The following is a 22,647-nucleotide window of genomic DNA, read 5'->3' as shown; positions in this document are numbered from 1 at the left end:
GTGGGGGCGTCATCTCCCTGGATGTGAAGATTTCATAGGCCCGTTCCAGGTGATCTCCATGCGTGGCTTGTGAGTTGGTCACTGTTTCTGCACATGTGCTGCATGGGACCCTCCGTGAATCAGCTTCTCGCCACAGAGGAGCTGTCCGACGGGGTGAGGAAAAGACCATGCCGAACAGGGGGCGCCGAGTGCGCGTCGAGGTACTGGGAACTCTCTGCGGCGAGGCCGCGGGCGTCTCGGTCCTTCCCAGCGCCTCCAAACCGCGGCAGATCCTTGCTCTTCTCGCCCTCAACGCGCAGCACATCGTGCCCGTCCCGGTCCTCATGGAAGAGCTCTGGGGCGCGGGCCCGCCGCGCAGCGCGCCCACCACGCTGCAGACGTACATCCTGCAACTGCGCCGCAGACTGCGTGCCGCGATTCCCGAAACGACGGGGGTCTGGGACAAGAACGTGCTGGTGACACGGCACGGCGGCTATCTGCTCGACGCGGATCCCGCCGATGTCGATGCCCTGGAGTTCGACAGGCTCACCTGTGCCGGCCACACGGCCTTCGAAGTCGGCGACATGGCCGCGGCATCGGGCAGTCTCACCGCGGCTCTTGAGCTGTGGCGCGGCCCGGCGCTGGCCGACGTACCCCATGGGCGGCATCTGGGTATCGAGGTGACCCGCCTGCAGGAGAGCCGCCTCGGCGCGCTGGAGCGACGCATCGGCGCGGATGTACGGCTCGGCAGGCACCGGGAAGTGCTCGGTGAGTTGTGCGCGCTGTGCGAACGCCACCCCTTGCACGAGAGTCTGCGGGCGCTGCAGATGCTCGCCTACTGTGCGGACGGCAGGTCATCCGACGCACTGATCGCCTACAAGCGCCTTCGCGAAACCCTGATCGAGGAACTGGGCCTTGAGCCTTCTCCCCGAATTCAGCGGCTTCACCAGGCAATCCTCCGCGGTGAGGAAGCCATGGAAGTGTGGAGCGGCTCTTGCCGCCCGGGTGGTGCCGGCGTTCTCACCGGCTGACGCCGTACCCGGGTGAACCCGCTCCACCTCACTCCAGCTCTGATCAAGCGGCCTTCCAGTGGTGGTCGTGACGATCGGGACCCGCGTAGTCGAAACCGGTGCGGTGTGAGGAGGCGGCGTGAACCACTATCTCGCGGTGTCGCCCGGAATCTCGGAGTTGCCGGACCCGGCGCTCCGGCTGTTCTGCTTCCATCATGCGGGCGCCGGGGCTCTGACGTTCGCCCGCTGGCGTGCCCGTTTCCCGGCGGACGTGCAGGTCCTTCCCGTACGGCTGCCGGGCCGGGAGACCCGACTGCGGGAGCCGCGCATCACCGACTCCGGGCAACTGCTCGCCGAACTCGACACATATCTGGGCCCGTTGCTCGATGTGCCGCATGCCTTCTACGGGCACAGTCTCGGCGCCCTGGTCGCCTACCGGTTCGCGCTCCACCGGGTCCGGGCCGGGCAGCGGCCGCCGCTGCTGGTCGGCGTCGGCGCCTGTGCCGCGCCCCATCTGCCCACCCCGCTCGTCGAGCAGTCGGATCTGCCCGACGAGGGACTGCTGGCCGCGCTCGCGCGGTACGGCACGCTGCCGCCCTATCTTTTCGAGCGGCCCAAGTGGCTGAGCATCCTGCTCTCCACCATGCGTGACGATCTCCGGCTCGCACGGAGCCTGCGGGACGGGGCCGGCGAACGGCTGCCAAGCCCGTTGTATGCCTTCGCGGGTGCCGAGGACCTGGTCGCGACCGCTCCGGCGGTCGCCGCATGGAGCCGCTACACCAGCGCCGCCTTCGATCTGCGGACGGTCCCGGGCGGTCACTTCTTCGTCCGTGACGCCGAGCTGCCCACCTTGCTCGCGGCACAACTGCGCCATCTCGCACCACATCCGATCGCCTGAGCTTCAACGCCTCGAAGGGAGTAGCGGATATGGACATCAGCGTGCTGGGGCCCTGCCGGGTCATCCAGTCGGGAGTCTCTGTCGTCCCCACTGCAGTCAAACCACGCAAGGTCCTCGCCCTGCTCGCCATGCACCCGGACCAAGTGGTCTCGGTCGGCACGCTGGTGGAGGAGCTGTGGGGTGAAGCCCCGCCACGCAGCGTCCAGACCACCTTGCAGACCTACATTCTTCAGCTACGCAACCTCATAGGCACCGCACTCGGCGGGGCCCTCCGGCCCGAGCTGCCGAACGGCGCCAAGAGCATCCTCGTCACGGAGTCGGGCGGCTATCTGCTCGACACCCAGGGCGGGGTGGTCGATGTCTCCGAGTACGAACGGCTCGCCGGGACCGGGCATCGCGCCCTGGAGAGCGGCAACTGCCCGGTGGCGTCCGACTCCTTCCGCAGGGCGCTCGCCCTGTGGCGCGGCCCCGCACTCGTCGACGTACAGTGCGGACCGCTGCTGGAGATCGAGGCGACCCGGCTCGAGGAGTCGCGCCTGAGCATCCTCAACCAGCGTATCGAGGCCGATCTGCGGCTCGGACGCCACCACGAACTCGTGGGTGAGCTGTCCGGACTCGCCGCCCAGCATCCGATGCACGAGGACACCCAGGGGCAGCTGATGCTCGCGCTGTACCGCTCCGGACGGCGCGGCAACGCGCTCGAGGTGTACCAGCGACTGCGTTCGGTCCTCTCTCATGAGCTGGGCCTCGACCCGTCCCCCCGGCTCCAGCATCTGCAGCGCGCGATGCTGGAATCCTCACTCGACCTGGAGGTCTCGTCCGAGCCCGTCCGGGTGGGAGTGGGCGCCGGAGCCGGCGCAGGCATCGAGCGCGCCTTGCGGGCGCGCTGACAGCTCACGCCCGGTGGCATGCAAGCCGCCGTCCACATGCACGATCTCCCCAGTGGTGCGGGGGAACCAGTCGGAGAGCAGTGCGACGCACGCCCGGGCCACCGGCTCCGGGTCGGACGAGTCCCAGCCGAGCGGGGCGCGCTTCGCCCACAGCGCCTCGAACGACTCGGCTCCGGGAATTCCCCGGGCCGCGAGCGTACGGACCGGGCCCGACGCCACCAGATTCACGGTGACGCCGGCCGGGCCGAGGTCCCGCGCCAGATAGCGGGCCGTCGACTCAAGGGCCGCCTTGGCAACGCCCATCCAGTCGTAGTCGGGCCAGGTCACGGATGCGTCGAAGTCCAGGCCGACGACGGACGAGCCCCGGCCGAGCAGCGGAGGACAGGCCGCGGTCAGTGACTGCAGCGAGTACGTGGAGACTGCAGCGCCTGCGCCACCTGGGGCCGGCCGGCCGTGAGGAAGCCGCCGCCCATCGCCTCCGCGGGCGCGTACGCGATCGCGTGCAGAATGCCGTCGAGCCCGTCCACATGGCTGCGGAGCCGGTCCGGCAGCGCTGCCAGATCGTCGGTGGACGTCACATCCAGCTCCACGACCGGGGCCGGAGCAGGCAGCCGCGCGGCCGTACGAGCGGTGTGGCCGGCCGTGGCCCCCGGAGCCGAGAGCACCACCGTGGCCCCCTCGGTCTGAGCGAGCGCGGCGGTGTGGAAGGCCAGCGAGAAGCGGTTGAGCACGCCCGTCACCAGAATCCGCCGGCCCTCCAGCAGCCCGTTCCCCATCCGTGTCACCCCTCATCGCCGTTCGCGGCATTCCGCGCGTACACGGCATCGGCCGGATCCTCCCGGCGCCGCAGCAGCTGCGCCGCCTGCCACATCTGTGCCGCCGCCCGGGCGGTGTCCTTCGCGCGGAAGCCCTCGCACAACTGGGGCAGATGGGGCCGGAGCGCGTCCTGGACGGAGGGCGCGAACTGCACATCCCCGTCCGGGGCGATACGTACCCCCTCGGCGAAGGTGAGCCGTTCGTTGTAGGTGACGGCCTCGCTCAGCGTGAGACCGTGCGGCAGATCGAGTTCGACCCGCCGTCGCGAGACCCGCGCGGGATATCCGCCGGGCAGCCCCTGCGGTCCCGGCACGGCGGTGCGCAGCTCGGGGCCGCCGTGCAGCGCCGTGAGCAAGCGGGCCACCGTGTGCGCGGTGACCGGGTTGAGTGCCTCGCGCGGTACGCCGCGCTGCTGGGCCAGGAGCTGTCCGACACCGCCCAGTTCATGGTCGCCGAGCCAGACCCTGGCCTCGTCGTCCGGGTGGTCGGGCCGGTGCAGATGGCGATGGTGTGCCAGCACCCGCAGGCCCCGCCGGGCCGCCGGGCCGAGCGCCGTCTGTACCGAAGTGGTGATCAGCGTTCCGTTGCCCACCCCGCACACGACCGGGAGTCCGAGCCGGTACAGCAGCGGATTGACCGCGTCCGGATAGCAGGCGTTGACCAACTTGGCCTGGGAGTCCACCTGTTGGAGTGCGCGGCCGACGCGCAGGGCGACGGCCGCCTGGAGCGGAAGGGTCGCGGCGAAGCCGCAGCGGTCCAGCACTCTCGTCCAGGCGGACGGTGTACGGTCTCGCTCCCACGGCGAGTGCCACGAGGCGCACACGAGCACTGTGCCCGTCCCCACCGCCGCCAGCCGCTCCCTCAGAACCGCGTCGTCGGAGTCCAGCTCACCGGGGAGGAACCGGCGCGGCACCCGGCAGAGTGCCGCCTCGGCGCGCGCCAGACAGCAGACCGAGGAGGCACGCCGGCTGTCGCGGCCAAGGACATGCACCTGGCTGGGGCCCTGCGCCGCGGGGGTGCGGGCCAGTGCCACACAGACGGCGCGGGCGAGCGAGCCCGTGCCGACGACGACGAGCGTGGGCGGGTTCTGTCGTCGGATCACCGGCGCTCCTCCTCGGTACCGGCGGCAGGGCGCGCAGTCGGGTCGGCCCAGGTGAGCACGGCGTTCTCCGATGCGCCGGCCCCGCCGACGCTGATCACACCGCGGGAGGCGGACCCACTGGCGCCGTCGGTGAGGAAGCGTGCCCAGCATCCGCCGGGCCGGTCGCCGAAGAGCATCGGGCTGAGGACGGGGGCGACCTGGGCGGTGAACGTGCTGGTGCCGTCGGTGAGTTCGAGAGCGCAGGTGGCGGGCTCGACGTACTCCTGGACGATGCTGTCGCCGGCGGCGAAGGCCGACTCGACCGCCTGCCGCCAGTCGACGGGCTCGGTGTAGCGGCCGACGAGGACCTCGCGGCCCATCATGCCGATGGCCTTCTTGAGGACGAACCGCTCCCGCCGGACGAGCAGCAGTTCCAGGAGTTCATGTTCCTGTCCCTCCCAGCGGGTGCGGCCGGGGAGAGTGATACGGGTCCAGGGAAGATGCCGTTCGGCGAGTCGGCGTTCGGCGCGGGTCATCCAGGGGCGGCCCTCCGAGACCAGCGCGAGGGCCTTCTTGTTGGCGAGCAGCCCGCTGCTCTGCGGTGGCAGGAGAAGCAGCCCCGCGCGCTGGGCGTCATGCACAGGGCGCAGGCTCTGACCGCGTTCGCGCCAGTCGGCCGGGGCGAAGTTGCGCAGTCCGAGCGGGTAGCGCAGATTGCCGGGGCGGCCGAGTGCCTCCGGCAGCCGGTCGGGTTCGAGGAAGTCGGCGGTGAAGCCGCGGCGGCGGAACTGCTCCAGTTCGCGTTCCTGGAAGCGGATGTCGGCGTCGTCGCCCTCGAGATCGCCGAGACTTCCGATGATCGCGATCGCCCTGGGCAGCCGGCGGCTCGCGCACACGTCCTCGAAGGCGCGCACCCTGGTGGCGAGCGGATCGTGTCCGAAGAAGCGTTCGCGATGCGTGTGCTGCCAGACCTCGGTCAGACCGTGGGACTCATTGGGGCCGCCGAAGGTGCCGCTGACGTTGAACTCCAGCAGCTGCGGGCCGTTTTCCCCGATGACGATGTCCGGGCGGGCCATCATCGAGCAGTACGCGGTCTCGGTGTTGTCCTGCCCGGACAGCAGCGGATAGTCGTGCGGATCCGCGCCGAGCGCCTCCGCACGGGCGGGCCATCCGGTACCGAGGGCGAGGACAGCCCGGCGTACCAGGGCCAGCAGCGTACGGGCGATGCCGAACAGCTCGTCGTAGGACTGCCGTGGCAGTACGAACGGCTGTGCCGGCACCCAGGGCCCCGGAAGCGACACGCTCAGCCCCGCCAGCTCTTCCCGCAGCAGCGCGGTCACCTCACTCGGCGACGCCGTCCGCAGAGCGGAAGGTGCGGGCCGCTCGTCGTCCAGGAACCACGGATGGGAGCTGCCCGTCCGCAGGGACGCGGTACCGGTCATGGCCGCCGTCCCCGGTGCGACGACGCGGGCCCCATGGCACGGACCACGACAGGATGCAGCTCGGCGGGGTGCTCCGCCCTCTGCAGCCGCTGGGCCGATATCGGCGAGAAGTCCGTCTCCGCGTACGACCCCGAGCCGTGTACGAGCACTTCCGGCTCGGTCAGCAGCCCGCGGTCGACGGCCTCCATGACACCCGTGAAGACCATGACGAGCGACCACTCGCGCAGCATGCGCGGATCGTGCGGGAGCTCGACCCCGGCCGGCCGCAGCATCTCGCGGATCTGGGGGTAGCGGGTCAGGCACTCGTGCAGCGAGACGACCATGCCCCCGCCGCCGTTCGCCCGGATCAGCGGCGTCATGACCTGGCTGGTCATGGGCGTACGCGTGTAGAAGGTCGGGTCGATGACCTCGTCGGGATGGTGGGCGGTGCGCGGGAAGTGCGGGTCGCTGCTCTGGTGGTACAGCCCGGTGGCCGCCTCCAGGGTGTAGCGGGGCATCCGGTCGTGGGAGGAATCCCCGTGCAGCAGATCCAGGACCATGTCAGGGGTGTTGAGGTGCTGTACGAGGAAGTAGCGCGGAGGCACCCGCTCTTGGCCGCCACCGGTGAACGACATTCCGTAGTGGTGGCCGAGCAGACCGAAGGCGCTGGACACGGCGTGCGCGTGCAGGCGGCCGCCGGCCGGCGGCGGGGGCAGCAGCTCCTCCTCCATCAGCGCTCTGACCGTGTCCGCGGCCTGGTAGTTGGCGATGTCGAGGGTGTACCACAGGGCGCCGCCGTACCGGGTGCGCAGCATGTCCGCGTTCTCGTCGTAGTAGCTGCGGGCGAGTTCCTTGACTCCCGCGGGGTCCGGTCCCGGGTAGGTCACCACGGGGTTGCGGCGGCGCAGTTCGGGGTCGGAGCTGAGCGGCGAGTCCCACAGTTTGACGCGGGAGCGCTCCGGCACGACGCTCACGATCCGCAGCTGGTCCCGGTCCGCGAGCCCGGCCCGGTGCGCGCGCAGCACGGCGTCGCGCAGCGCGGTGGCCTTGTTGCCGGACGAGGGGGTGAGAAGGGTGACGGGCTCGCCGGTACGCCGGATGTATGCCACGGCCCTGGCCACCATCACCAGAGAACCGAAGGTCTTGGTGGTACGGGTACCGGGATTGCGGCGCAGATCCAGCAGCCGCATCCGGGTGCCGCGGTAGTCGGGAAGCCGGACGACGGCGGCCTCGGAGGCTTCGAGGTAGCGCAGCACCGCGCCGTCGAGCGGCGGCAGCTCGGCGCCGGGGGTGAAGTCGCCGGGCAGGGACCTGTGTTCATGCATGGCCCGGACGGCTCGGCCCACCGTCTCCCAGTACCGGGACAGGGCGGGGACCACTGCCGTATCGGCGTGCTGGAACCGGTCGGTTGTCTCAGTGCTGTTCATGTCCGGCTGACTCCTGACTCTGCTGAGGAAGGGAAGAAGAAGAGGTGGGGGGTGATCGGCGCGGGTTCATGTCCAGTGCTGCCGGATCCTCCGGTACGCCGCGGCGAGCGGCCGGCCGGGCCGCCGGTCCGCGGCCCGCACCACGCCGAGAGCGGCGTCGAGGAACGGTGTGCCGTCCGGCAGAACACGCGGGTCGTGCTCGATACGGAAGATCAGCGGGGCGTCCATGTCCTGGACCAGCCGGACGCGCAGCGCGAAGCGCGCGGTCTGGTCCTCGGGCTCCATCTCCGCGGCCAGTTCGGGCGGGCAGGGCAGGACTCGCAGCCCGGCGGCGGTCAGCCTGCCGAGGGGCGGAAGGAAGTTGAAGACGGCGATCCGGTTGTCCTCGGTGGCCGGTGTCTCCAGCTCCCGCAGCGAGAGGCCGTGGAAGGGCGGCGCTGCGGCATTGGCGCGGACGAAGCCCGCCAGCCAGTCGCCGAGCAGACGTGGCTCCTGCTGTGGAGGCACGGTGACGGCATGCTCGGCGAGCGGGCCGGGGACATTGAGCCAGTCGCGCCGGTGGCGGCCGTTGCGGAAGTAGTTGAAGGGTACGAAGAGCGGCTCGGCTTCATCGCTCCAGGCGGAGAGGACCAGCTGGGTCGCGGCGAGCAGCAGCCGGTGGCGGTCGCTGCCCACCGTTTGCGCAAGCCGGTTGATGACGGCGAGGTCTTCGTCGCCGAGGGCCAGCTGTGCGGCGGCGTCGGTGCTGTACGAAGTGACCTCGCTGTCCTTGGCGCCGGGGAAGCGCGGCCGTCGGTGTCCGTCCGCGGCCCGGCCGAGCGCCTTCTGCCAGTACGCCCGGGTGGCCGTCCGCTCGGCGGATTCGCCGAACGGCCGGGCGAAGGCGTGGAACGAAGGGAACGACGCCGGCGCGTGGGCGGTCTCTCCCGCCAATACCGCATATTGGTCCAGCAGATGACGAATGATCAGTACCAGGGTGCGTCCGTCGGCGCATGAATGGTCGAGGGCGATCAGCAGCAGATGCTCGTCGGGGCCGGTGCGGGCGAGCAGGACGCGCGCGGCCGGATCGTCCTGGAGATGGAACGACGCCTCGGCGGCCTCCCGCAGCGAAGCCCGGATGACCTGGCGCGCCGGTCCCGGCTCGATCTCCTCCAGACGGGCCGGCGGGCGGCCCCGGTCCGGCACCCAGCACACCGTGCCGTCACCGCGGGCGCGCAGCCGCCCGCGCAGCACATCCACATCCTCCGTGGCCCGACGCACGGCACGGCCCAGCAATGCGGTGTCCAACGGGCCGCGCAGCAGCAGGAGTTCATGCACCGGCGGATAGCGGTGCACAACCGGATGGCCGTCGGCCCCGAACTCCGCGCGCAGCAGCATCTCCCGTTGCAGACCGTACGGTTCGGCGTCCATCGGCTATCGCTCCTCGGCTGTGAAGGCTGCGGCGGGCTCCGGATCCGGCTCCGGCTCGCGCGCCCGGCCGCTCAGCAGGCCGGGGGCGAGCAGCAGCGCGGGACCTGCCATGACCAACGCGATCAGAGCGGCCAGCCCCAGCTCGCCGAAGCCCGTCAGCGCTCCGGAGACCCAGACGCCGAGCACCAGGAAGGCATCGCACAGCGGGACGAGAAGGGCGAAGTAGCGTCCGGTCATCCGGGCCGCGAGCCGGCTCTGCACCTCCGCGTAGAAGACCACCGTGCCGACCGCCTCGAAGGCCCCCGCCAGTACCAGTACGACGATCGCAGGCGCCGGATGGTCAAGCACCGGAAGCATCAGCCAGCAGACTCCCTCGACCACATTCACCGTCATATAGACGGCGCCCTGGCGGAAGCGGCCGAATGCGGCAGCGAGAAATCCTCCGAGCGAGGCCCCGAGACCTATTCCGGCGGAGAGATAGCCGAACATCCCGGGAACGCCGGAGTAATGGTGAAGGGCGTAGAGGGGGAGGAAGAGTTTGCTGATTCCAAAGCCGAACATGTACGTGAAGGAGGTGAGCGTCATCACCGCCAGGAAGCGGTCCTTGGTGACGATCCGCGTCAATTCCCGCACATTGTCGACGAACATCCGGCGCAGGGTGAGGGCCAGCAGCGCGGCCCGACCCGACGGCGCGGCCGCGACAGACGCCTGATCGTCCGGGGTTACGGGCGCGGGCGCGGGCATGCCGATCAGCAGCAGGGCCGCGACCAGGGCGAAGGCCGCGTCCGTGAAGAACAGCAGGGACAGCCCGAAGGGCACCAGCACACCGGCGACCGCGGGCCCGATCAGATTCGGCAGCCGCTGCGCCGACACCAGTAGCGCGTTGCCGCGCAGCTCGGATCCGGCGGGGACGGCCACGGTGCGCAGGGACATCCGGGCCGGCACCCCGAAGGCGTAGGCGATGCCGGAGGCGATGGCCAGCACCTGGACCTGCCACAGTTCGTCCGCGGCCGGTAGCAGTGGGATCACCAGGGCGCCGCCCAGCGCGCCTCCCATCGCATACCGGCGTGGGTCGCCGCGGTCGACCAGATCTCCGACCACGGCCCCGAACAGCACGTTCGGCAGCAGCTCCAGAGCGAGCGTGAGCGCCGCCTGGAGGCCTGACCCGTACCGCTGGAGCACCAGCAGGGGCAGTCCGACGGCCGTCATGGTGGCGCCGAGTCGCAGGGCGAACAGGGACAGAGCCAGTCGGAGAAGCGGCCAGTTCCGCAGTGACTCACGCATAGTGGCGCTCCTGTTGAACGATGCGGACGGCCGCCGCACGTTAGCGGGACGGTCTTGAGGACAACTGGAGGCGAAGACTCAGCCCCAGGTGAGCACGGCGTTCTCGGAGGCGCCGTAGGCGCTGACACTCACCACTCCGCCTGCCTCGGGCTTCGGTGTGGCGTAGTAGCGGGCCATGCATCCGCCCGGCCGGTCGCCGAAGAGCATCGGGCTGAGGACGGGGGCGACGTGGGCGGTGAATGTGCTGGTGCCGTCGGTGAGTTCGAGAGGGCAGGTGGCGGGCTCGACGTACTCCTGGACGATGCTGTCGCGTGCGGTGAAGGCCGACTCGATCGCCTGTCTCCAGTCGGCGGCCCCGGCGTGCCGGCCGACGAGGACCTCGCGGCCCGTCAGCGGACGAACTCGCCGCGCAGGGTGCCGGCGGCCGGCCGGGATCCGGTACCCAGCGCACCGTGCCGGCGAACGACCGCAGTCGGCCGCGCAGCACATCGACGTCCTCGGTGGCCGGCCGCACCGCAGTGGCGAGCAGTTCGCGGTCCAACGGGCCGTGCCACTGGATCAGTTCATGGACGGGCGGATATCGATGGAGGGTGGGATGGCCGTCGTCGTCGAATGTGGCTCGCAGCAGCATCGCCCTCTGCAGCCCGTAGGGTTCAACTCCGGGAAGCGCGCTGCGAGCGGGAATCGAGCGCATTGCTATTTCTTTCGAGAGTAATTCTCCGCCCCGCTCCTTCTCCTTCTCTCTTCTGGACACGTATTCCTTCTTCTGTTTATTCTGTCATCCATCGCTGCACCGGGCTGAGTTCCGGGCTCTCGTGCGAAGAGCCGCAGGAAAGTTAGTCGGACGGTCTCGAGAACCACTGGAGACCCTCCGGCCGCCACCGGTTCCCGTCGGTCCCGCCCCGACATCCCTGTGCCGCGAGGAGACAGCTCGATGAGCCATCCGTCCATGCCTGTTCTGGAGTCGTTCACCCGCACCTGGCCCAACCTCGAAGCCGCGCACGAGAAGTCGATGAGGTCCGCCTCCGCCCTGTTGACCTGCCGCGCGGACCTGCTGTCGCTGTTGACACGGGTCGCCACCTACAGCAGTGCCCGCGATGAACTACTGCGTTCCGTAGGGGCGTTGACCGGCGCGCCCTGGGAGCTTGCCCGCAACTGCCCGCCCCAGCTGTCGCGGCTCTCGGTGTTCCTGCCGTCGAACAACATCCTCTACTCGTACGCGCTGTTCGGCCTGATCCCCGCGCTCTACTGCGACGAGGTGATCATCCGTCCCTCGGCGCGTATTCGAGACACCGCGTATGCCGTGCACAAGCTGATCAGCAGCCGTCTCGACCCGGATCTCGCCCAGCGCATCAAGATGGTCGATGTCTCCCAGCGGCAGTTCAAGCCGATCTGCTCGGGGTCCGACGCGGTGGTCTTCACCGGTCAGCCCTCCAACGCCCATGCCGTGATGAAGTCCGTCGGCGACCGGCCACTGTTCCTCGTCATGGGCTCCGGGCCCAACCCCCTGATCGTCGGCCCGCGCACGGACCCGGGTGCCGCCTGCCGGGCCATCCTGCGCGCCCGGCTGTACAACTCCGGCCAGGACTGCCTGTGCCCGGATGTCATCTTCGTGCACCGGCTGCGGCTCGACGCGATCGTCGAGCAGCTGCGCGCCGAACTGTCCGTACTCACTGTGGGCGCGCGCAGCTGGCCCGACACCGTACTGACCCCGCTGGTCTACGACGACGCCGCCGAAGGCGCGGCGGAGTTCCTCGCCGAGAACGCCGACCACGTGGTCAGCGGCGGCGAAGTGGACCTGGAGCGGATGCTGGTCGAACCCTCGCTGCTGGTGTTCCCGGAGGGCGTGGACTTCCACCCGCCGGAGCTCTTCTCGCCGGTCTTCTGCATCGTGCCGTACGAGGACCCGGAGATGCTCCGCGAGTGGGCCCGCAGCCCCGAGGAGCTGGACCGGGGCATGTATGTCTCGGCGCTGGGCGAGCCCCGGCTGACGGGCGAGACCCTGGGCACCGGCGTGATCAACCGCAACGCCACCACGCTGGACGCGGAGGACGGCAACCAGCCGTTCGGCGGCTACGGCGTGCACGCCAGCAGCGTCCGGCGCGACGGGCGGCTGATCGGCCGGCCGCTGCTGCTGTCGGCGGAGGCAGGCCTGCGGCAGTCCGTCATCACCGGACCGCTGCGGTGAGCGTCGCGACCCAGGAGTACGGCACCCACACGGGCGCGCAGGCGGGGTTTGCGCGGACGCTGGTGGCGGGCGCGGGGAGGCCGGGACCGGGGACCGTGCAACTCGTCACGCGGGTCCTTGCCGCTCTGGTGGCCGAGTCGGATCCGCCGCCGCGCGATGCGCCCATCGTGCTCGCCGCGACCGACCACTGCCTGCGTGCCGTCGCCGAGTATGTGACGAAGTGCGAGGACACCGCACGGCGGCTGCGGCCCTCGGTGTCCCTGGCGCTCGAACCCTCGCTGCTGCTGGGCCGGTTCGCCGTCGAGCAGGGGTGGGCCGCGCCGTGCTACGCCCTGGTGACGCCCGGCGGGGCGGGCGCGGGCGCGCTGCGCTGGGCGACGGCCGCCGTGCGCAGCGGCAGCGTGCCCGCCGCGGTGGTCTGCGAGGTGGTCCACGGTCAACTCGCCGGCCAGGAAAGTGTGGTGGCGGTCGCCGGGCTCATCGGGCGGAGCGGCGCGGCCACGACCGGCGTACGCACCCTCGCCGAAGACCTCGACGTCAATGCCCTCGACAGCGTGCTGCTGCGCGCCGCACGGGGCGAGGGGGCAGGGACATGAGCGGCATCCCCTCCGCCTGGCAGCAGGCCGCCGACTGCCTCGCCGACGCGGGCTGCGAGACCGTCTTCGGACTGCCCACCGACGAACCGGGACTGCTGGACGCGGCCGACGCACACCCCAAGCTGCGCGCCGTAGGGGTACGTGCCCACCGCGCCGGAGCCTGTATGGCGATCGGCCATGCCGTGGTCACCGGCAGGCCCGTGGTGCTTGCCCTCGGCGCGGGACCGCCGTTCGGCGACGCCGTCACCGCCCTGATCGAAGCCGACTCGCTGTGCGCGCCGGTGGTCGTGGTGACCACGCGTATCCCCGCCGAGGGGCTGGGCCGCGGCGGCTTCCAGGACGTCGACCAGGCGGCCCTGGCCGCCGCGTTCACCACCACGTATCTGCGCGTCCAGGGCCCGGGGACGCTGGCCTGGGCGCTGCGCAGAGCCGTGCATATGTCGGTCAACGGGCGGCCCGGGGTGAGCGTCGTCGAGGTCGGCCACGAAGTGACCGAGGCCGCGATCCCCGCCGATGCGCCGCCGGGCAACGGGCCGGTACGGCGGCTGCGCTCCGTACCGGAGGAAGCCGAACTGCGGCGCGCCGCCGGGATTCTGGCCGTGGCCGAACGCCCGCTGCTGCTCCTCGGCGGCGGCGCCCGCGCGGCGGCGGCGGGACCCGCCGCCCTCGCGCTCGCCGAGCGCTGGGGAGCGCCGGTGATGACGACCGCGGCGGGCCGCTCCACCGTCCCCGAGGACCACCCGCTGGTCTGCGGCTCGGTCGGCCTCTACGCGACGCCGCCGCTGGAGACCGTCCAGTGCGGCGCGGACACGGTGCTCGCCGTGGGCAGCCGGCTCGAGGAGACCGCCCGCATGGGCTGGGACACCCTGGAGTCGGTCCGGCTGGTGCAGATCGACAGCGACCCGGCGGCGTTCGGCGCGGGCGTGGTGGAGCCCGCCGCCGCGCTGCTCGGAGACGGGGCCGCCACCGTGGCGCTGCTCGCCGGGCTGCTGCCGCAGCGCACCCGGGAACGGGAGGAGTGGCTTCGGACCGCGGCACGCGCCCGCCGAACGGCACAGTTGAGCTGGTCCGCCGACGGCGACCGGGCCGGCTCGCCCGCCCGTACCGCGCTGCACGCGCTCGCGGAGATCTTCCCTGACGCCACCACCGTCCACGACAACGGCATGAACGACATCTGGTCGTACCACTGGCCGGTCTACCGGGTCGGGCCGCGCGCCCGGACCGTGGTACCCGGCGAGCAGACGATGCTCGGCTTCGGCGCCTCCGCCGCGCCGGGAGTCGCTCTCGCCGCAGCGGGCCGCCCGACCGTCGTGGTGTGCGGCGACGGCGGCGCCGAGATGGGCCTGGACGCACTGCCCACCGCGGCCGAACTCGGCCTCGGCCTCGTCCTGGTCGTCCTCGACAACCAGGGGTACGGCTGGCCCCGGCTGCTGCGCCACGAACTGGACGCGCCCACGGGGCTGACCCGGTTCGCCAGACCACTGCCCGTCGACGACGTGGTACGCGGCCTCGGCGGGCAGGTCGAGTCACCGGACGGCGCCGACGCCATCCCCGCCGCGCTCCGCCGGGCCCGGGACGCCGCCTCGTCGGGGTGTATCGCCCTCGTACGCATCAAGGTGCCCGACGACGATGTGCCGCCCGGCGTCAGGCGGTTGTTCCTGACCGGAGGAGTAGGCGCGGGAGACCCGACATGAAGGCAGCTCCCGGTCCCCTCGTCATCGACGGGGACCTCATCACCCCCACCGCCCTGGGCACCGCGGTCGAGCGGACCGCCAAGGCCCTGAGCCGTGAAGTCGGGCCCGCGACCGGCCGCCCGCCGCTGGGCGTGGGAGTCGACGCGACGACCGGCCCCGCCGTCATCGTCACGGCGCTCGCCGCCGAGCGGCTGCACATGCCCCTCTTCCTGCGCGGCCACTCGGCCGCCGTACAGCACTGGCCACCCCACGTCGTTGCCGTCGCAGCCCCGAACGGGGGTGAGCTCGCCCCCGTCGTCACGGCGACGCCCCGCCGGCCCGTGGAACCACCGGCCCCCGGCACCGGCGCGGTGTTCTGGACCTCCGGCAGTTCGGGCACCGCCAAAGCGGTCGTCCTGTCCCGGTCCGCACTCGACTACCAGGCCGAGGCCACCGCCCGCCATCTCGGCATCGACGGCGACAACGCGCTGCTGCTGCCCCTTCCGCTCAACCACGCTTACGGATTCAGCGTGTTCGGCATCTGGCGCCGGTTCTGCGGTGAGCTCAATCTGCACACCGTGATGCGTCCGGAGGCGGTCGCCGCCGATGTGAAGGGCCGCCGCACCACCTCGCTGGACGGTGTGCCCTTCCTCTACACGCTGCTCGCCAAGGCCGCCGAGTCCGACCCCGTACTGCGCGCAGGGCTACGGGAGCTGACCGCGCGGAGCTGCGGCGGCGCCGTCCTGTCGGCCACCGTCGCCGCGCACTTCCTCGACGTCGTCGGAGCACCCGTGCACGACGGCTACGGACTCACCGAGGCGGGCCCCAACGTGGCCCTGTCCTCGGCCACGCACTGCCGTACGGGCACGGTCGGCAGGCCCCTGCCCGGCACCGAAGTGCGTATCGCCCCCGACACCGGCGAAGTCCTGGTCCGCGGACCAGGACTGATGAGCGGGTATCTCGACCACCCCGACGCCACCCGGGACGCGCTGCCCGGTGACGGCTGGCTGCGCACCGGGGACACCGGTGCGCTCGCCCCGGACGGCTACCTCAGCGTGCTGGGCCGGCTCAAGGACATCATCATCGTGCTCGGCGAGAACCACGCACCGGCCACCATCGAGGACGTACTGCGCGCGGACGAGGCGGTCGCCGACGCCGTGGTGGTCGGCGTGCCCACGCAGAAAGCCCACGGCGACTCGGTGTTCGCCTTCGTCGAGGCCGCCGACCCCGGCCGCCCGCCGAGCGAACGGGCCCTGCGCACCCGCTGCTATCAGGGCCTGCCGCCGCTGCTGAGGCCCCGCGTCATCCAGGTCGGTGCCCTGCCGAGGCTGCCCGGCGGCAAGGTTGACCGGCAGCGGCTGCGCCGGCTTGCCGCCACTTCGCAAGGAGCGCGCTGATGGCCCCACGAACCACACCCGACACTGTCATCACCGGCATGGGCCTGATCACCGCCTACGGCGGCGGCACCAGCGCCTACTGGCGCGGACTGCTGGCCGGAACCCGGGCGCTGCGCCCGCATGCCGACCTGGCCGCCGCGGGCTTCGAGCGCACGGTGACCGCGCCGGTCGCCATGGCGGACGACGCGGCGCGCGGCGAGCGGCGTGGCTCCCGCCGCGGCGTCCTGGCCCGCGTCGCCACCGCCCAGGCACTCCGCGAGGCTTCCATCGCAGAACTCGGTTACGGCGCAATGGTGGTGATAGTAGGTCAGACCCCCCGGGCCAACGACGCGGGTGACGGCGCGGCGCCACGCTGGGGACGGGACGAGCTCGCCGGCCCCTCGCCCGCAGACCTGCCCGGCATCTCCCCGCGCGCCGAGACCGTCTATCTCTCCCAGGCCTGCGCCTCCGTCTCCTTCGCCCTCGACTACGCCCGCACCTGGCTGCGCTCCGGCTGCGGCACGACCGCCCTCGTCGTCGGCACCTGCGTACTCAACGCCTACGAATACGCGGGCATGGCCATCACCGGGGCGCTCAGCCCCACCGGCGCCCGCCCCTTCGACACCGCCCGCGACGGCACCAGCCTCGGCGAAGGCGCCGGAGCGCTCCTGCTGGAGACCGCGGCGGCCGCCGACCGGCGCGGAGTGCGACCACAGGCCGTTCTCGCCGGCGCCGCCGCCCGCGTGAACGGCCGCAGCCCGGCTGCCTCCGACGAGGAAGCCATCAGCGACTGCGTCCGTGCAGCCCTGGACGACGCCCAACTTGAACGCGTCGGCTACATCCACGCCCACGCCACCGGAACCGTCCAGGGCGACACCGTGGAACTGGCCGCGCTGCAGGCCGTGGGCGCTCCACGCGGCTGGGAGGCCGTCCCCGTCAGCGGCCACAAGGGCGGCATCGGCCACCTCATGCACGCCTCGTCCGCCCCTGGAATCGCCGCTGCCCTGGGCTATCTGCGCACCGGCACGGCCCCCGGCACGCCCGGCCTCGACGCCCCGGAAGCGGCCGGCCGGTCCCTACGCCTGCTGACCAGGCCCCGTGAGCTGCCCGGCGCGCCCCGCAGCTGCCTCGTCAACAGCTTCGGTTTTGCCGGAAACAACTCCTCCCTCGTCCTGACCGCACCGGATGGGAGCATCCGATGATCCGCACGCTGCGCGCCCGGGCCGACTACGGCTGGCGGCACAGCGCCGAGCCCGCCGTGGCCCAGCTGCGGCGGCTGTACGAAGGCGAGCTGCGCGCCGCCCTGCCCCGCAGGTCCGTGCACACCCACGGCGCGGACGGCGGACCCAGCGTCTCGTACACCGGCCCGCAGGAGATCGGCAAAGGGCTGCTCGCCCAGATCGAGTGCCACAGCGGCAGCCCCGGATCGCCGGCCGCCGCCGGACCCGAGCTGGTCATGGTCACCGCATCGGCCCGCCGACTGGCCGCACTGCCCAGCGACCGTTCGCTGCTGCTGCCGGCCCGCGTCCACCAGATCGTGCCGATCCGGGGCGACCTGGCAACCGTGCTGGCCGGCCGCAGCCGCCGGAATCTGGACAGATTCCGGCGCAACCAGCGGGTGGAGGGCTGGAGTTGGGAACGCGCCGGAACCCAGGAAGACCTCGACTTCTTCCACCGGCGGATGCTGCTGCCGACCGTGCGCGACCGGTACGGCCCCTATGCCGTCAGCGAGGACCCGACCGTGATGCGGGAGTGCCTGTTGCGCCAGGGCCATCTCTTCTTCGTACGGGCCGGTGGCCCCGGCGGAGAGCGCATCGCGGGAGCACTGTGCCGCTGGGACGCACGACGGCGCACCCTGCGCTTCCGGCTCACCGGAGTGCTCGACGCCGACCCCGAGCTGCGCAGGGCGGGCGCCCTCATCGCCGCCGAGTTCTTCGTCTTCGACTGGGCGTGGCGGCACGGCGTCGCCGCGGTCGACCTCTCCGGCGGGGCTCCGTTCCTGTCCCGCCCGATCGTCCAGTACAAGATGCGGCTGAACGCCGAGATCGTGCCCGCGCCCACCCCCGTACGCCATCTCGGGACGTGGTTGCACATCGCGCGGGACAGTGCGGGGGCACGCGATTTCCTGGTGGCCAACCCTCTGCTCGCCACTGTGCCCGGCGGCGGTCTTGAAGCCGTCTACTTCCACGACCGGACGCGGCCCGTGCGGGAGGATGTGGCGTGGCGCAGCACGGGCGTCGACCGGTGCCGCGCCGTGGACCTCGATGAATTCCTTTCCCCGCGGGCGAAGTTGGACGACGGGTCAAGCGGTGCTCCAGTGCTGCCTGTCACGGTTCTGGAAGGCCCGCCAACCGCAGGGCTTCCCAGCACATTCCACGAAGGAGGCCGACGGTGGCACACCGGACGCTCATAGTGGCTCGGATGGAGCCGGGCAAAGCCGGCGACATCGCCAAGATCTTCGAGGAGTCGGACTCGAGCGAGCTGCCCCACATGATCGGTGTGGCGAGGCGGTCGCTGTTCACCTTCCACGACCTCTACTTCCATCTCGTCGAGGCCGACAACGACATCAGCCCCCGTCTCTACCAGGCCCGCAGCCATCCCCTCTACGACGACATCAACACCCGGCTCGCCGAGTGCGTCTCGCCGTACGATCCGAACTGGCAGGAGCCCAAGGACGCGATGGCGCAGCCCTTCTACGTGTGGACCAAAGAAGGAGGAAGGATCCAGTGAGCGAGTTCACCCTGGCGGAGCTTGCCGGCAAGCTCCGCGAATGCGCCGGAGAGTCCGAGGGAATCGACCTCGACAGCGACGCGGTACTGGACGTTCCCTTCATCGACCTCGGCTACGACTCACTGGCGCTGCTCCAGGTGACCGGAGTCATCAAGCGCGAGCGCGGAGTCGAACTCTCCGACGACGCCGTGGTGGAGGCAGAGACACCGCGCATCCTGCTCAAGATGATCAACGTAAATCTTCCTGAGGCGGCATGAGCACCGAAGATGCCATCACTTCAGGTCTGGCCGGAAAGCGAGTGCTCATCACCGGAGGCACTCGCGGCATCGGACGGGCGACGGCTCTGGCCTTCGCCCGTGCCGGGGCACAGGTGGTGGCGGGACACAGCAGGGACGGCGAGGCCGCCGAGTCGCTCGTGCGGGAACTGGGCGACTTCGGCGCCGGTCATCTGACCGTACGCGCCGACGTCACCACCGCTGACGGAGCCAGAGAGCTCGCCGAGGCCTGCGAGGAGCAGCTCGGCGGGCTCGACGTCCTGGTGAACAACGTCGGCATCGACGGCCACGCCAAGTTCGGCGATCTGGAAGCGGCGGATTGGCAAAGGCTGTTCGACCACAATGTCACCTCCGCATTTCTGGTCACCCAGGCCGTGCTCGATCAGCTCACCGAGGGCGCGTCCATCGTCAACATCGGCTCGTCGGTCGCCCTGCGCGGCCGGCCGTTCAGCGCCCACTACTCCGCGTCCAAGGCGGCCCTCGTCGGCTTCGGACGGGCGCTGTGCAAGGAGCTCGGGCCGCGCGGCATCCGCGTCAACACCGTGGCCCCGGGTGTGACCGAGGCCGAGACCGGAGGAGATCTGCCGCCGCAACTGCGGGAACGGATCGCCTCGATGACCGCTCTGGGCCGTCTTGGCCGGCCCGAGGACGTGGCCGGGGCCGTGCTCTTCCTGGCGGGCGACGCCTCCCGCTATGTCACCGGTGCCACGATCACCGTCGATGGAGGAATCTGATGCCGTACGCAGCGATCACCTACCGGGTCAAGCCCGGGCACGAGGACGAGATCGCGGAGATCTTCGCCCAGTTCTCCCGGGTCGACACCCCCGACTACCAGGGCGAGGAGGGCGCGGCCGCCGGACGGCTCCTGGGCACCGGGGTCTTCATCAAGGACGACGTGATGGTGCGCGTCATCCACTACGAGGGCGACTTCGCTGCCATCGGCCGCCATATGGCCACCCAGAAGGGCGTGCACATCCTGGAGGAGAAGCTCCAGCCGTATCTGGCCGAGGAGCGTGACACCTCCTCGCCGGCCGGCTTCGCGGCGTACTTCCGCAACGCCACGATGCGGTCCATCGCGCAGCTCAGCGTCGACTCCCACCCGGCACAGGCCTGAGTGCCATGACCGAGGTGCTGGGGATAGCTGTTCTCCTCGGCAGCGGTGTCACCGCGGGGGTGCTCTTCGCCGTGGCGCTGAGCGTGCTCCCGGCACTCTTCGCCATGGAGACGGGCACCTACGTGTACGCGCACAAACTGCTGGGCCGCAACTGGGACCCGACCATGCCGGTCGTCGTCCTCACCTCCACGCTGCTGACCGCGGCGCTCGCCGTCATGGCCGACGACGGCGCCGCCCAGGTCCTGTTCACCGCTGCCGCGGTGCTGCTGCTGGGGGTCTCCGCCGTCTCGCATCTGTGCAACGTGCCGATCAACCGCAGGGTGAAAGCCGTCGAGAACCCGGACGAGCTGCCGGCCGACTGGCAGGACCCACGCCCGCTGTGGCGCCGCTGGCACCTGCTGCGCACTCTGCTCGCCCTCATCGCGCTCGCGCTCAATGCCGCGGCGGTCACCGTGATCTGACACGGTGACCGCCGCGGCGGTTCTGCCGGTACGTACGCTCAGCGCACCATCTCCATCTGGCCCATCATGCCCATCGTCAGATGGCCCATCAGATGGCAGTGGAACATGTACATCCCGGTGTACTCGGTGAACCTGATCTTTATCCGGGCACTCTCGCCGGGCATCACCGAGACGGTGTCCTTCAGCCCCGCCTCGCTCGGCCCGGCCGGCTTGCCATTGCGCTCCACGACCTGGAAGTGGTCCAGATGCGGGTGCAGGGAGTGCGGGATGGTGAATGCCACGTCCTTGTTCTCGATCGTCCAGATCTCGGTGGTGCCGAGCTTGGGACGGAAGTCGACGCGGTTGATGTCGAAGGGCTTGCCGTTGATCAGGTGCTGCTGGCTCTGCGGATCGAAGGACATCGCGAACTGCCGCTCCACCGTCGGCGTACCGAGGTCCGCCACCGGCCGGAGCCGCCCCGGCACACTGCTCGGGTCGTCCGCGCCGCGCACCACGTCGAAGCGCATCACCTCGGGGGCCTCGCCGGGATACGTCATCATCGTCTGCAGCACGATCTTCGAACCGACCGGGTACTTGGAGAAGTCGACGACGATCTCCTGCCGTTCGGCCGGCCACAGCTGCAGGATCCGGCTCGGCACCGGGGCGGGCAGCAGACCGCCGTCCGTGCCGATGTGCGTGAACTCGTCACCCTCGCCGAGCCGCAGCACGAAGGCCCGCTCATTGGACGTGTTGACCAGGCGGAAGCGGTACTTGCGGGCGGCCACCCGGAAGTAGGGCCTGGGCGAGCCGTTCACCAGAAATGTCGGCCGCTCCTGGAAGCCGTGCAGGTCGTACACGAGCGTGCCGTTGTCCTCGATCTTGGCGTCACGCAGCTGCAGCGTGACGTCGTACTGCCCCTTGGGAAGCGGCAGCCGGTCCTCGTCGGGGTCGGTGAGCACATAGGTGGCGGCGGCGCCGCGGTAGATGTTCTCCGCATGCGCGTGGTGCGAGTGGTCGTGCACCCACATCGTCGAGGCCAGTTGGGAGTTGGGGTAGTGGAACAGCCGGCTCTTGCCGGGAGCCACCTCGTTCTTGGGGTGGCCGTCGGACTGCGCCGGGACGTGCCCACCGTGCAGATGCATCGAGAACGGCACGTTCAGGGCATTGGCCTGCTCGATGACCACCGGCCGCCCGCGCCGCGCCACGATCAGCGGGCTCAGCGCGCCGTTGAACGTACGCACCGTGGAGGTCGTCCCGGGAAGGATCTCCACATCCGCTTCCCGTGTCGTCAGCCGGTACAGGTCGTAATCGGCAAGCCGGACCGGCCTCAGCGGCGGCGACACCTTCAGCGGCACGGTGAACGGGGTGGTGGCGTCCACGGTGCGCTTGGGCTGCGCCCCGAGAACGAGACCGGCGGGTACGGCGGCCAGAACACCGGCCGCTGCACCCGCCTTGAGCAGACTTCTGCGGTTCAGCACGGAATCTCCCTCAGTTCGTGGACTGGACTGTCGCGTCGCGTACGGACATCTGCGCCATGCAGGTGAGCAGGGACCGCTCGAAGGTGGCGACAAAGCCTTCGACGGTGTCCGTCGCACGTGGCCTGGTCAGATAGGGGGCGAGCTTCTCCTCGACCTCGCGCACGCCCGGCTGCGTCGCCATGTGCCGGGCGATGGCGCCCAGATCCCCCTGGTACTCGATGACGCGGACCATGGTGTCGTCGCGGATGAAGACGGCGGTGGCCAGAATCCGCGCGGCCTCCTCGCCCCCGTCGCCCTTGACGACGGGGGAGCCCACCCGGCGGAATCCGGTGAAGATCTCGGTGATCTCCTTCTCGTTGCCGGCCTTGATGTCGTACGTGATGGCGGCGAAAGGCATGGCTGCTCCCTCGATGGGTGCTGTGTCTCGCGCCATGGCAGGTCACAACGCTCGCCGTCGGCTCGAGCGTGAGTACACCGGGGCGTGGTGCAGGCACATCAATGCCTCTTCGAGCCGGTCTGTAGGAACGGCTGCGACGGTTCCAGCCACTGGACGGACCAGGT

At 70.8% G+C, this 22,647-nt stretch carries 22 protein-coding genes and 1 pseudogene; 14 read left to right on the top strand and 9 right to left on the bottom strand.

Annotated elements, in window-relative coordinates:
• Positions 1 to 167: 167 nt before the first annotated feature.
• From AB0D12_RS03105 to AB0D12_RS03095, 3 genes are all read left to right on the top strand, one after another.
• Positions 168 to 1,010: an AfsR/SARP family transcriptional regulator gene (locus tag AB0D12_RS03105; protein ID WP_362676507.1), complete on the top strand. Its 843-nt coding sequence runs from the start codon at positions 168 to 170 to the stop codon at positions 1,008 to 1,010.
• 118 nt (positions 1,011 to 1,128) lie between these two features.
• Complete coding sequence (locus AB0D12_RS03100; RefSeq protein WP_362676505.1) at positions 1,129 to 1,887, top strand: thioesterase domain-containing protein; 759 nt, start codon at positions 1,129 to 1,131, stop codon at positions 1,885 to 1,887.
• A gap of 29 nt (positions 1,888 to 1,916) precedes the next feature.
• Entirely contained in the window at positions 1,917 to 2,777 is an 861-nt protein-coding gene (locus AB0D12_RS03095) for an AfsR/SARP family transcriptional regulator (protein ID WP_362676503.1), read from the top strand.
• An 18-nt stretch (positions 2,778 to 2,795) separates the two neighbouring features.
• Here AB0D12_RS03095 and fabI read toward each other — a convergent pair.
• From fabI to AB0D12_RS03060, 7 genes and pseudogenes are all read right to left on the bottom strand, one after another.
• A pseudogene (gene fabI / locus AB0D12_RS03090) lies at positions 2,796 to 3,553 on the bottom strand (enoyl-ACP reductase FabI); the annotation flags it as partial.
• 5 nt (positions 3,554 to 3,558) lie between these two features.
• Positions 3,559 to 4,695: a hypothetical protein gene (locus AB0D12_RS03085; protein WP_362676501.1), complete on the bottom strand. Its 1,137-nt coding sequence runs from the start codon at positions 4,693 to 4,695 to the stop codon at positions 3,559 to 3,561.
• The gene (locus AB0D12_RS03080; protein WP_362676500.1) at positions 4,692 to 6,116 is read right to left on the bottom strand and encodes a hypothetical protein; all 1,425 of its coding nucleotides are present in this window, start codon (positions 6,114 to 6,116) and stop codon (positions 4,692 to 4,694) included. The genes AB0D12_RS03085 and AB0D12_RS03080 overlap by 4 nt, the downstream gene beginning before the upstream one ends.
• Positions 6,113 to 7,522: a DUF6002 family protein gene (locus AB0D12_RS03075; protein WP_362676498.1), complete on the bottom strand. Its 1,410-nt coding sequence runs from the start codon at positions 7,520 to 7,522 to the stop codon at positions 6,113 to 6,115. Before AB0D12_RS03075 ends, AB0D12_RS03080 begins: the two co-directional genes overlap by 4 nt.
• 66 nt (positions 7,523 to 7,588) lie before the next feature.
• Positions 7,589 to 8,932 carry a condensation domain-containing protein gene (locus AB0D12_RS03070; RefSeq protein WP_362676496.1) on the bottom strand — a complete coding sequence of 448 codons (1,344 nt, stop codon included), beginning with the start codon at positions 8,930 to 8,932 and terminating at the stop codon, positions 7,589 to 7,591.
• Positions 8,933 to 8,935: 3 nt separating this feature from the next.
• Entirely contained in the window at positions 8,936 to 10,216 is a 1,281-nt protein-coding gene (locus tag AB0D12_RS03065) for an MFS transporter (RefSeq protein WP_362676494.1), read from the bottom strand.
• Between the two features lie 78 nt (positions 10,217 to 10,294).
• Positions 10,295 to 10,705, bottom strand: a complete 411-nt coding sequence (locus AB0D12_RS03060) for a hypothetical protein (protein ID WP_362676492.1) — start codon at positions 10,703 to 10,705, stop codon at positions 10,295 to 10,297.
• A gap of 445 nt (positions 10,706 to 11,150) precedes the next feature.
• Between AB0D12_RS03060 and AB0D12_RS03055 the strand changes: the two genes are divergently transcribed.
• The 11 genes from AB0D12_RS03055 to AB0D12_RS03005 are packed head-to-tail and all read left to right on the top strand — an operon-like array spanning position 11,151 to position 20,629.
• Complete coding sequence (locus AB0D12_RS03055; RefSeq protein WP_362676491.1) at positions 11,151 to 12,404, top strand: aldehyde dehydrogenase family protein; 1,254 nt, start codon at positions 11,151 to 11,153, stop codon at positions 12,402 to 12,404.
• Positions 12,401 to 13,000 carry a hypothetical protein gene (locus tag AB0D12_RS03050; RefSeq protein WP_362676489.1) on the top strand — a complete coding sequence of 200 codons (600 nt, stop codon included), beginning with the start codon at positions 12,401 to 12,403 and terminating at the stop codon, positions 12,998 to 13,000. The genes AB0D12_RS03055 and AB0D12_RS03050 overlap by 4 nt, the downstream gene beginning before the upstream one ends.
• Positions 12,997 to 14,694 (top strand): thiamine pyrophosphate-binding protein, encoded by a 1,698-nt coding sequence (locus AB0D12_RS03045; protein WP_362676487.1) that lies wholly within the window; start codon positions 12,997 to 12,999, stop codon positions 14,692 to 14,694. Before AB0D12_RS03050 ends, AB0D12_RS03045 begins: the two co-directional genes overlap by 4 nt.
• Positions 14,691 to 16,070, top strand: a complete 1,380-nt coding sequence (locus AB0D12_RS03040) for an AMP-binding protein (RefSeq protein ID WP_362676485.1) — start codon at positions 14,691 to 14,693, stop codon at positions 16,068 to 16,070. The genes AB0D12_RS03045 and AB0D12_RS03040 overlap by 4 nt, the downstream gene beginning before the upstream one ends.
• Complete coding sequence (locus AB0D12_RS03035; protein ID WP_362676483.1) at positions 16,070 to 17,251, top strand: beta-ketoacyl synthase N-terminal-like domain-containing protein; 1,182 nt, start codon at positions 16,070 to 16,072, stop codon at positions 17,249 to 17,251. The genes AB0D12_RS03040 and AB0D12_RS03035 overlap by 1 nt, the downstream gene beginning before the upstream one ends.
• Positions 17,248 to 18,462 carry a hypothetical protein gene (locus AB0D12_RS03030; protein WP_362676481.1) on the top strand — a complete coding sequence of 405 codons (1,215 nt, stop codon included), beginning with the start codon at positions 17,248 to 17,250 and terminating at the stop codon, positions 18,460 to 18,462. The genes AB0D12_RS03035 and AB0D12_RS03030 overlap by 4 nt, the downstream gene beginning before the upstream one ends.
• Positions 18,441 to 18,779: a TcmI family type II polyketide cyclase gene (locus AB0D12_RS03025; RefSeq protein ID WP_362676479.1), complete on the top strand. Its 339-nt coding sequence runs from the start codon at positions 18,441 to 18,443 to the stop codon at positions 18,777 to 18,779. Before AB0D12_RS03030 ends, AB0D12_RS03025 begins: the two co-directional genes overlap by 22 nt.
• Positions 18,776 to 19,036 (top strand): acyl carrier protein, encoded by a 261-nt coding sequence (locus AB0D12_RS03020; RefSeq protein ID WP_327327155.1) that lies wholly within the window; start codon positions 18,776 to 18,778, stop codon positions 19,034 to 19,036. Before AB0D12_RS03025 ends, AB0D12_RS03020 begins: the two co-directional genes overlap by 4 nt.
• A complete protein-coding gene (locus AB0D12_RS03015) occupies positions 19,033 to 19,788 on the top strand; it encodes a 3-oxoacyl-ACP reductase family protein (RefSeq protein WP_362676476.1) in 756 nt (251 codons plus the stop codon). Before AB0D12_RS03020 ends, AB0D12_RS03015 begins: the two co-directional genes overlap by 4 nt.
• Positions 19,788 to 20,168, top strand: a complete 381-nt coding sequence (locus AB0D12_RS03010) for a SchA/CurD-like domain-containing protein (protein WP_362676474.1) — start codon at positions 19,788 to 19,790, stop codon at positions 20,166 to 20,168. Before AB0D12_RS03015 ends, AB0D12_RS03010 begins: the two co-directional genes overlap by 1 nt.
• 5 nt (positions 20,169 to 20,173) lie before the next feature.
• Positions 20,174 to 20,629 (top strand): DUF1772 domain-containing protein, encoded by a 456-nt coding sequence (locus AB0D12_RS03005; protein WP_362676472.1) that lies wholly within the window; start codon positions 20,174 to 20,176, stop codon positions 20,627 to 20,629.
• Positions 20,630 to 20,667: 38 nt separating this feature from the next.
• Here AB0D12_RS03005 and AB0D12_RS03000 read toward each other — a convergent pair whose 3' ends face one another.
• Together AB0D12_RS03000 and AB0D12_RS02995 are read right to left on the bottom strand one after the other, a co-directional pair.
• Positions 20,668 to 22,086, bottom strand: a complete 1,419-nt coding sequence (locus tag AB0D12_RS03000; RefSeq protein ID WP_362676470.1) for a multicopper oxidase family protein — start codon at positions 22,084 to 22,086, stop codon at positions 20,668 to 20,670.
• Between the two features lie 10 nt (positions 22,087 to 22,096).
• Positions 22,097 to 22,483 carry a SchA/CurD-like domain-containing protein gene (locus AB0D12_RS02995; RefSeq protein ID WP_362676468.1) on the bottom strand — a complete coding sequence of 129 codons (387 nt, stop codon included), beginning with the start codon at positions 22,481 to 22,483 and terminating at the stop codon, positions 22,097 to 22,099.
• Positions 22,484 to 22,647 lie beyond the last annotated feature (164 nt).

This window comes from Streptomyces sp. NPDC048479 (genome assembly GCF_040651435.1).
In the GTDB taxonomy this organism is placed as follows: Bacteria; Actinomycetota; Actinomycetes; order Streptomycetales; family Streptomycetaceae; genus Streptomyces.
This window is presented reverse-complemented; position numbering and strand designations above follow the sequence as displayed.

Bases quoted from the DNA above. Each gene is read 5' to 3' on its own strand.
- AB0D12_RS03005 (WP_362676472.1), top strand. From the start codon at position 20,174: ATGACCGAGGTGCTGGGGATAGCTGTTCTCCTCGGCAGCGGTGTCACC.
- AB0D12_RS03075 (WP_362676498.1), bottom strand. From the start codon at position 7,522: ATGAACAGCACTGAGACAACCGACCGGTTCCAGCACGCCGATACGGCA.
- AB0D12_RS03055 (WP_362676491.1), top strand. From the start codon at position 11,151: ATGAGCCATCCGTCCATGCCTGTTCTGGAGTCGTTCACCCGCACCTGG.
- AB0D12_RS03070 (WP_362676496.1), bottom strand. From the start codon at position 8,932: ATGGACGCCGAACCGTACGGTCTGCAACGGGAGATGCTGCTGCGCGCG.
- AB0D12_RS02995 (WP_362676468.1), bottom strand. From the start codon at position 22,483: ATGCCTTTCGCCGCCATCACGTACGACATCAAGGCCGGCAACGAGAAG.
- AB0D12_RS03065 (WP_362676494.1), bottom strand. From the start codon at position 10,216: ATGCGTGAGTCACTGCGGAACTGGCCGCTTCTCCGACTGGCTCTGTCC.
- AB0D12_RS03015 (WP_362676476.1), top strand. From the start codon at position 19,033: ATGAGCACCGAAGATGCCATCACTTCAGGTCTGGCCGGAAAGCGAGTG.
- AB0D12_RS03010 (WP_362676474.1), top strand. From the start codon at position 19,788: ATGCCGTACGCAGCGATCACCTACCGGGTCAAGCCCGGGCACGAGGAC.
- AB0D12_RS03030 (WP_362676481.1), top strand. From the start codon at position 17,248: ATGATCCGCACGCTGCGCGCCCGGGCCGACTACGGCTGGCGGCACAGC.
- AB0D12_RS03105 (WP_362676507.1), top strand. From the start codon at position 168: ATGCCGAACAGGGGGCGCCGAGTGCGCGTCGAGGTACTGGGAACTCTC.
- AB0D12_RS03060 (WP_362676492.1), bottom strand. From the start codon at position 10,705: ATGTGCTGCGCGGCCGACTGCGGTCGTTCGCCGGCACGGTGCGCTGGG.
- AB0D12_RS03035 (WP_362676483.1), top strand. From the start codon at position 16,070: ATGGCCCCACGAACCACACCCGACACTGTCATCACCGGCATGGGCCTG.
- AB0D12_RS03080 (WP_362676500.1), bottom strand. From the start codon at position 6,116: ATGACCGGTACCGCGTCCCTGCGGACGGGCAGCTCCCATCCGTGGTTC.
- AB0D12_RS03095 (WP_362676503.1), top strand. From the start codon at position 1,917: ATGGACATCAGCGTGCTGGGGCCCTGCCGGGTCATCCAGTCGGGAGTC.
- AB0D12_RS03040 (WP_362676485.1), top strand. From the start codon at position 14,691: ATGAAGGCAGCTCCCGGTCCCCTCGTCATCGACGGGGACCTCATCACC.
- AB0D12_RS03045 (WP_362676487.1), top strand. From the start codon at position 12,997: ATGAGCGGCATCCCCTCCGCCTGGCAGCAGGCCGCCGACTGCCTCGCC.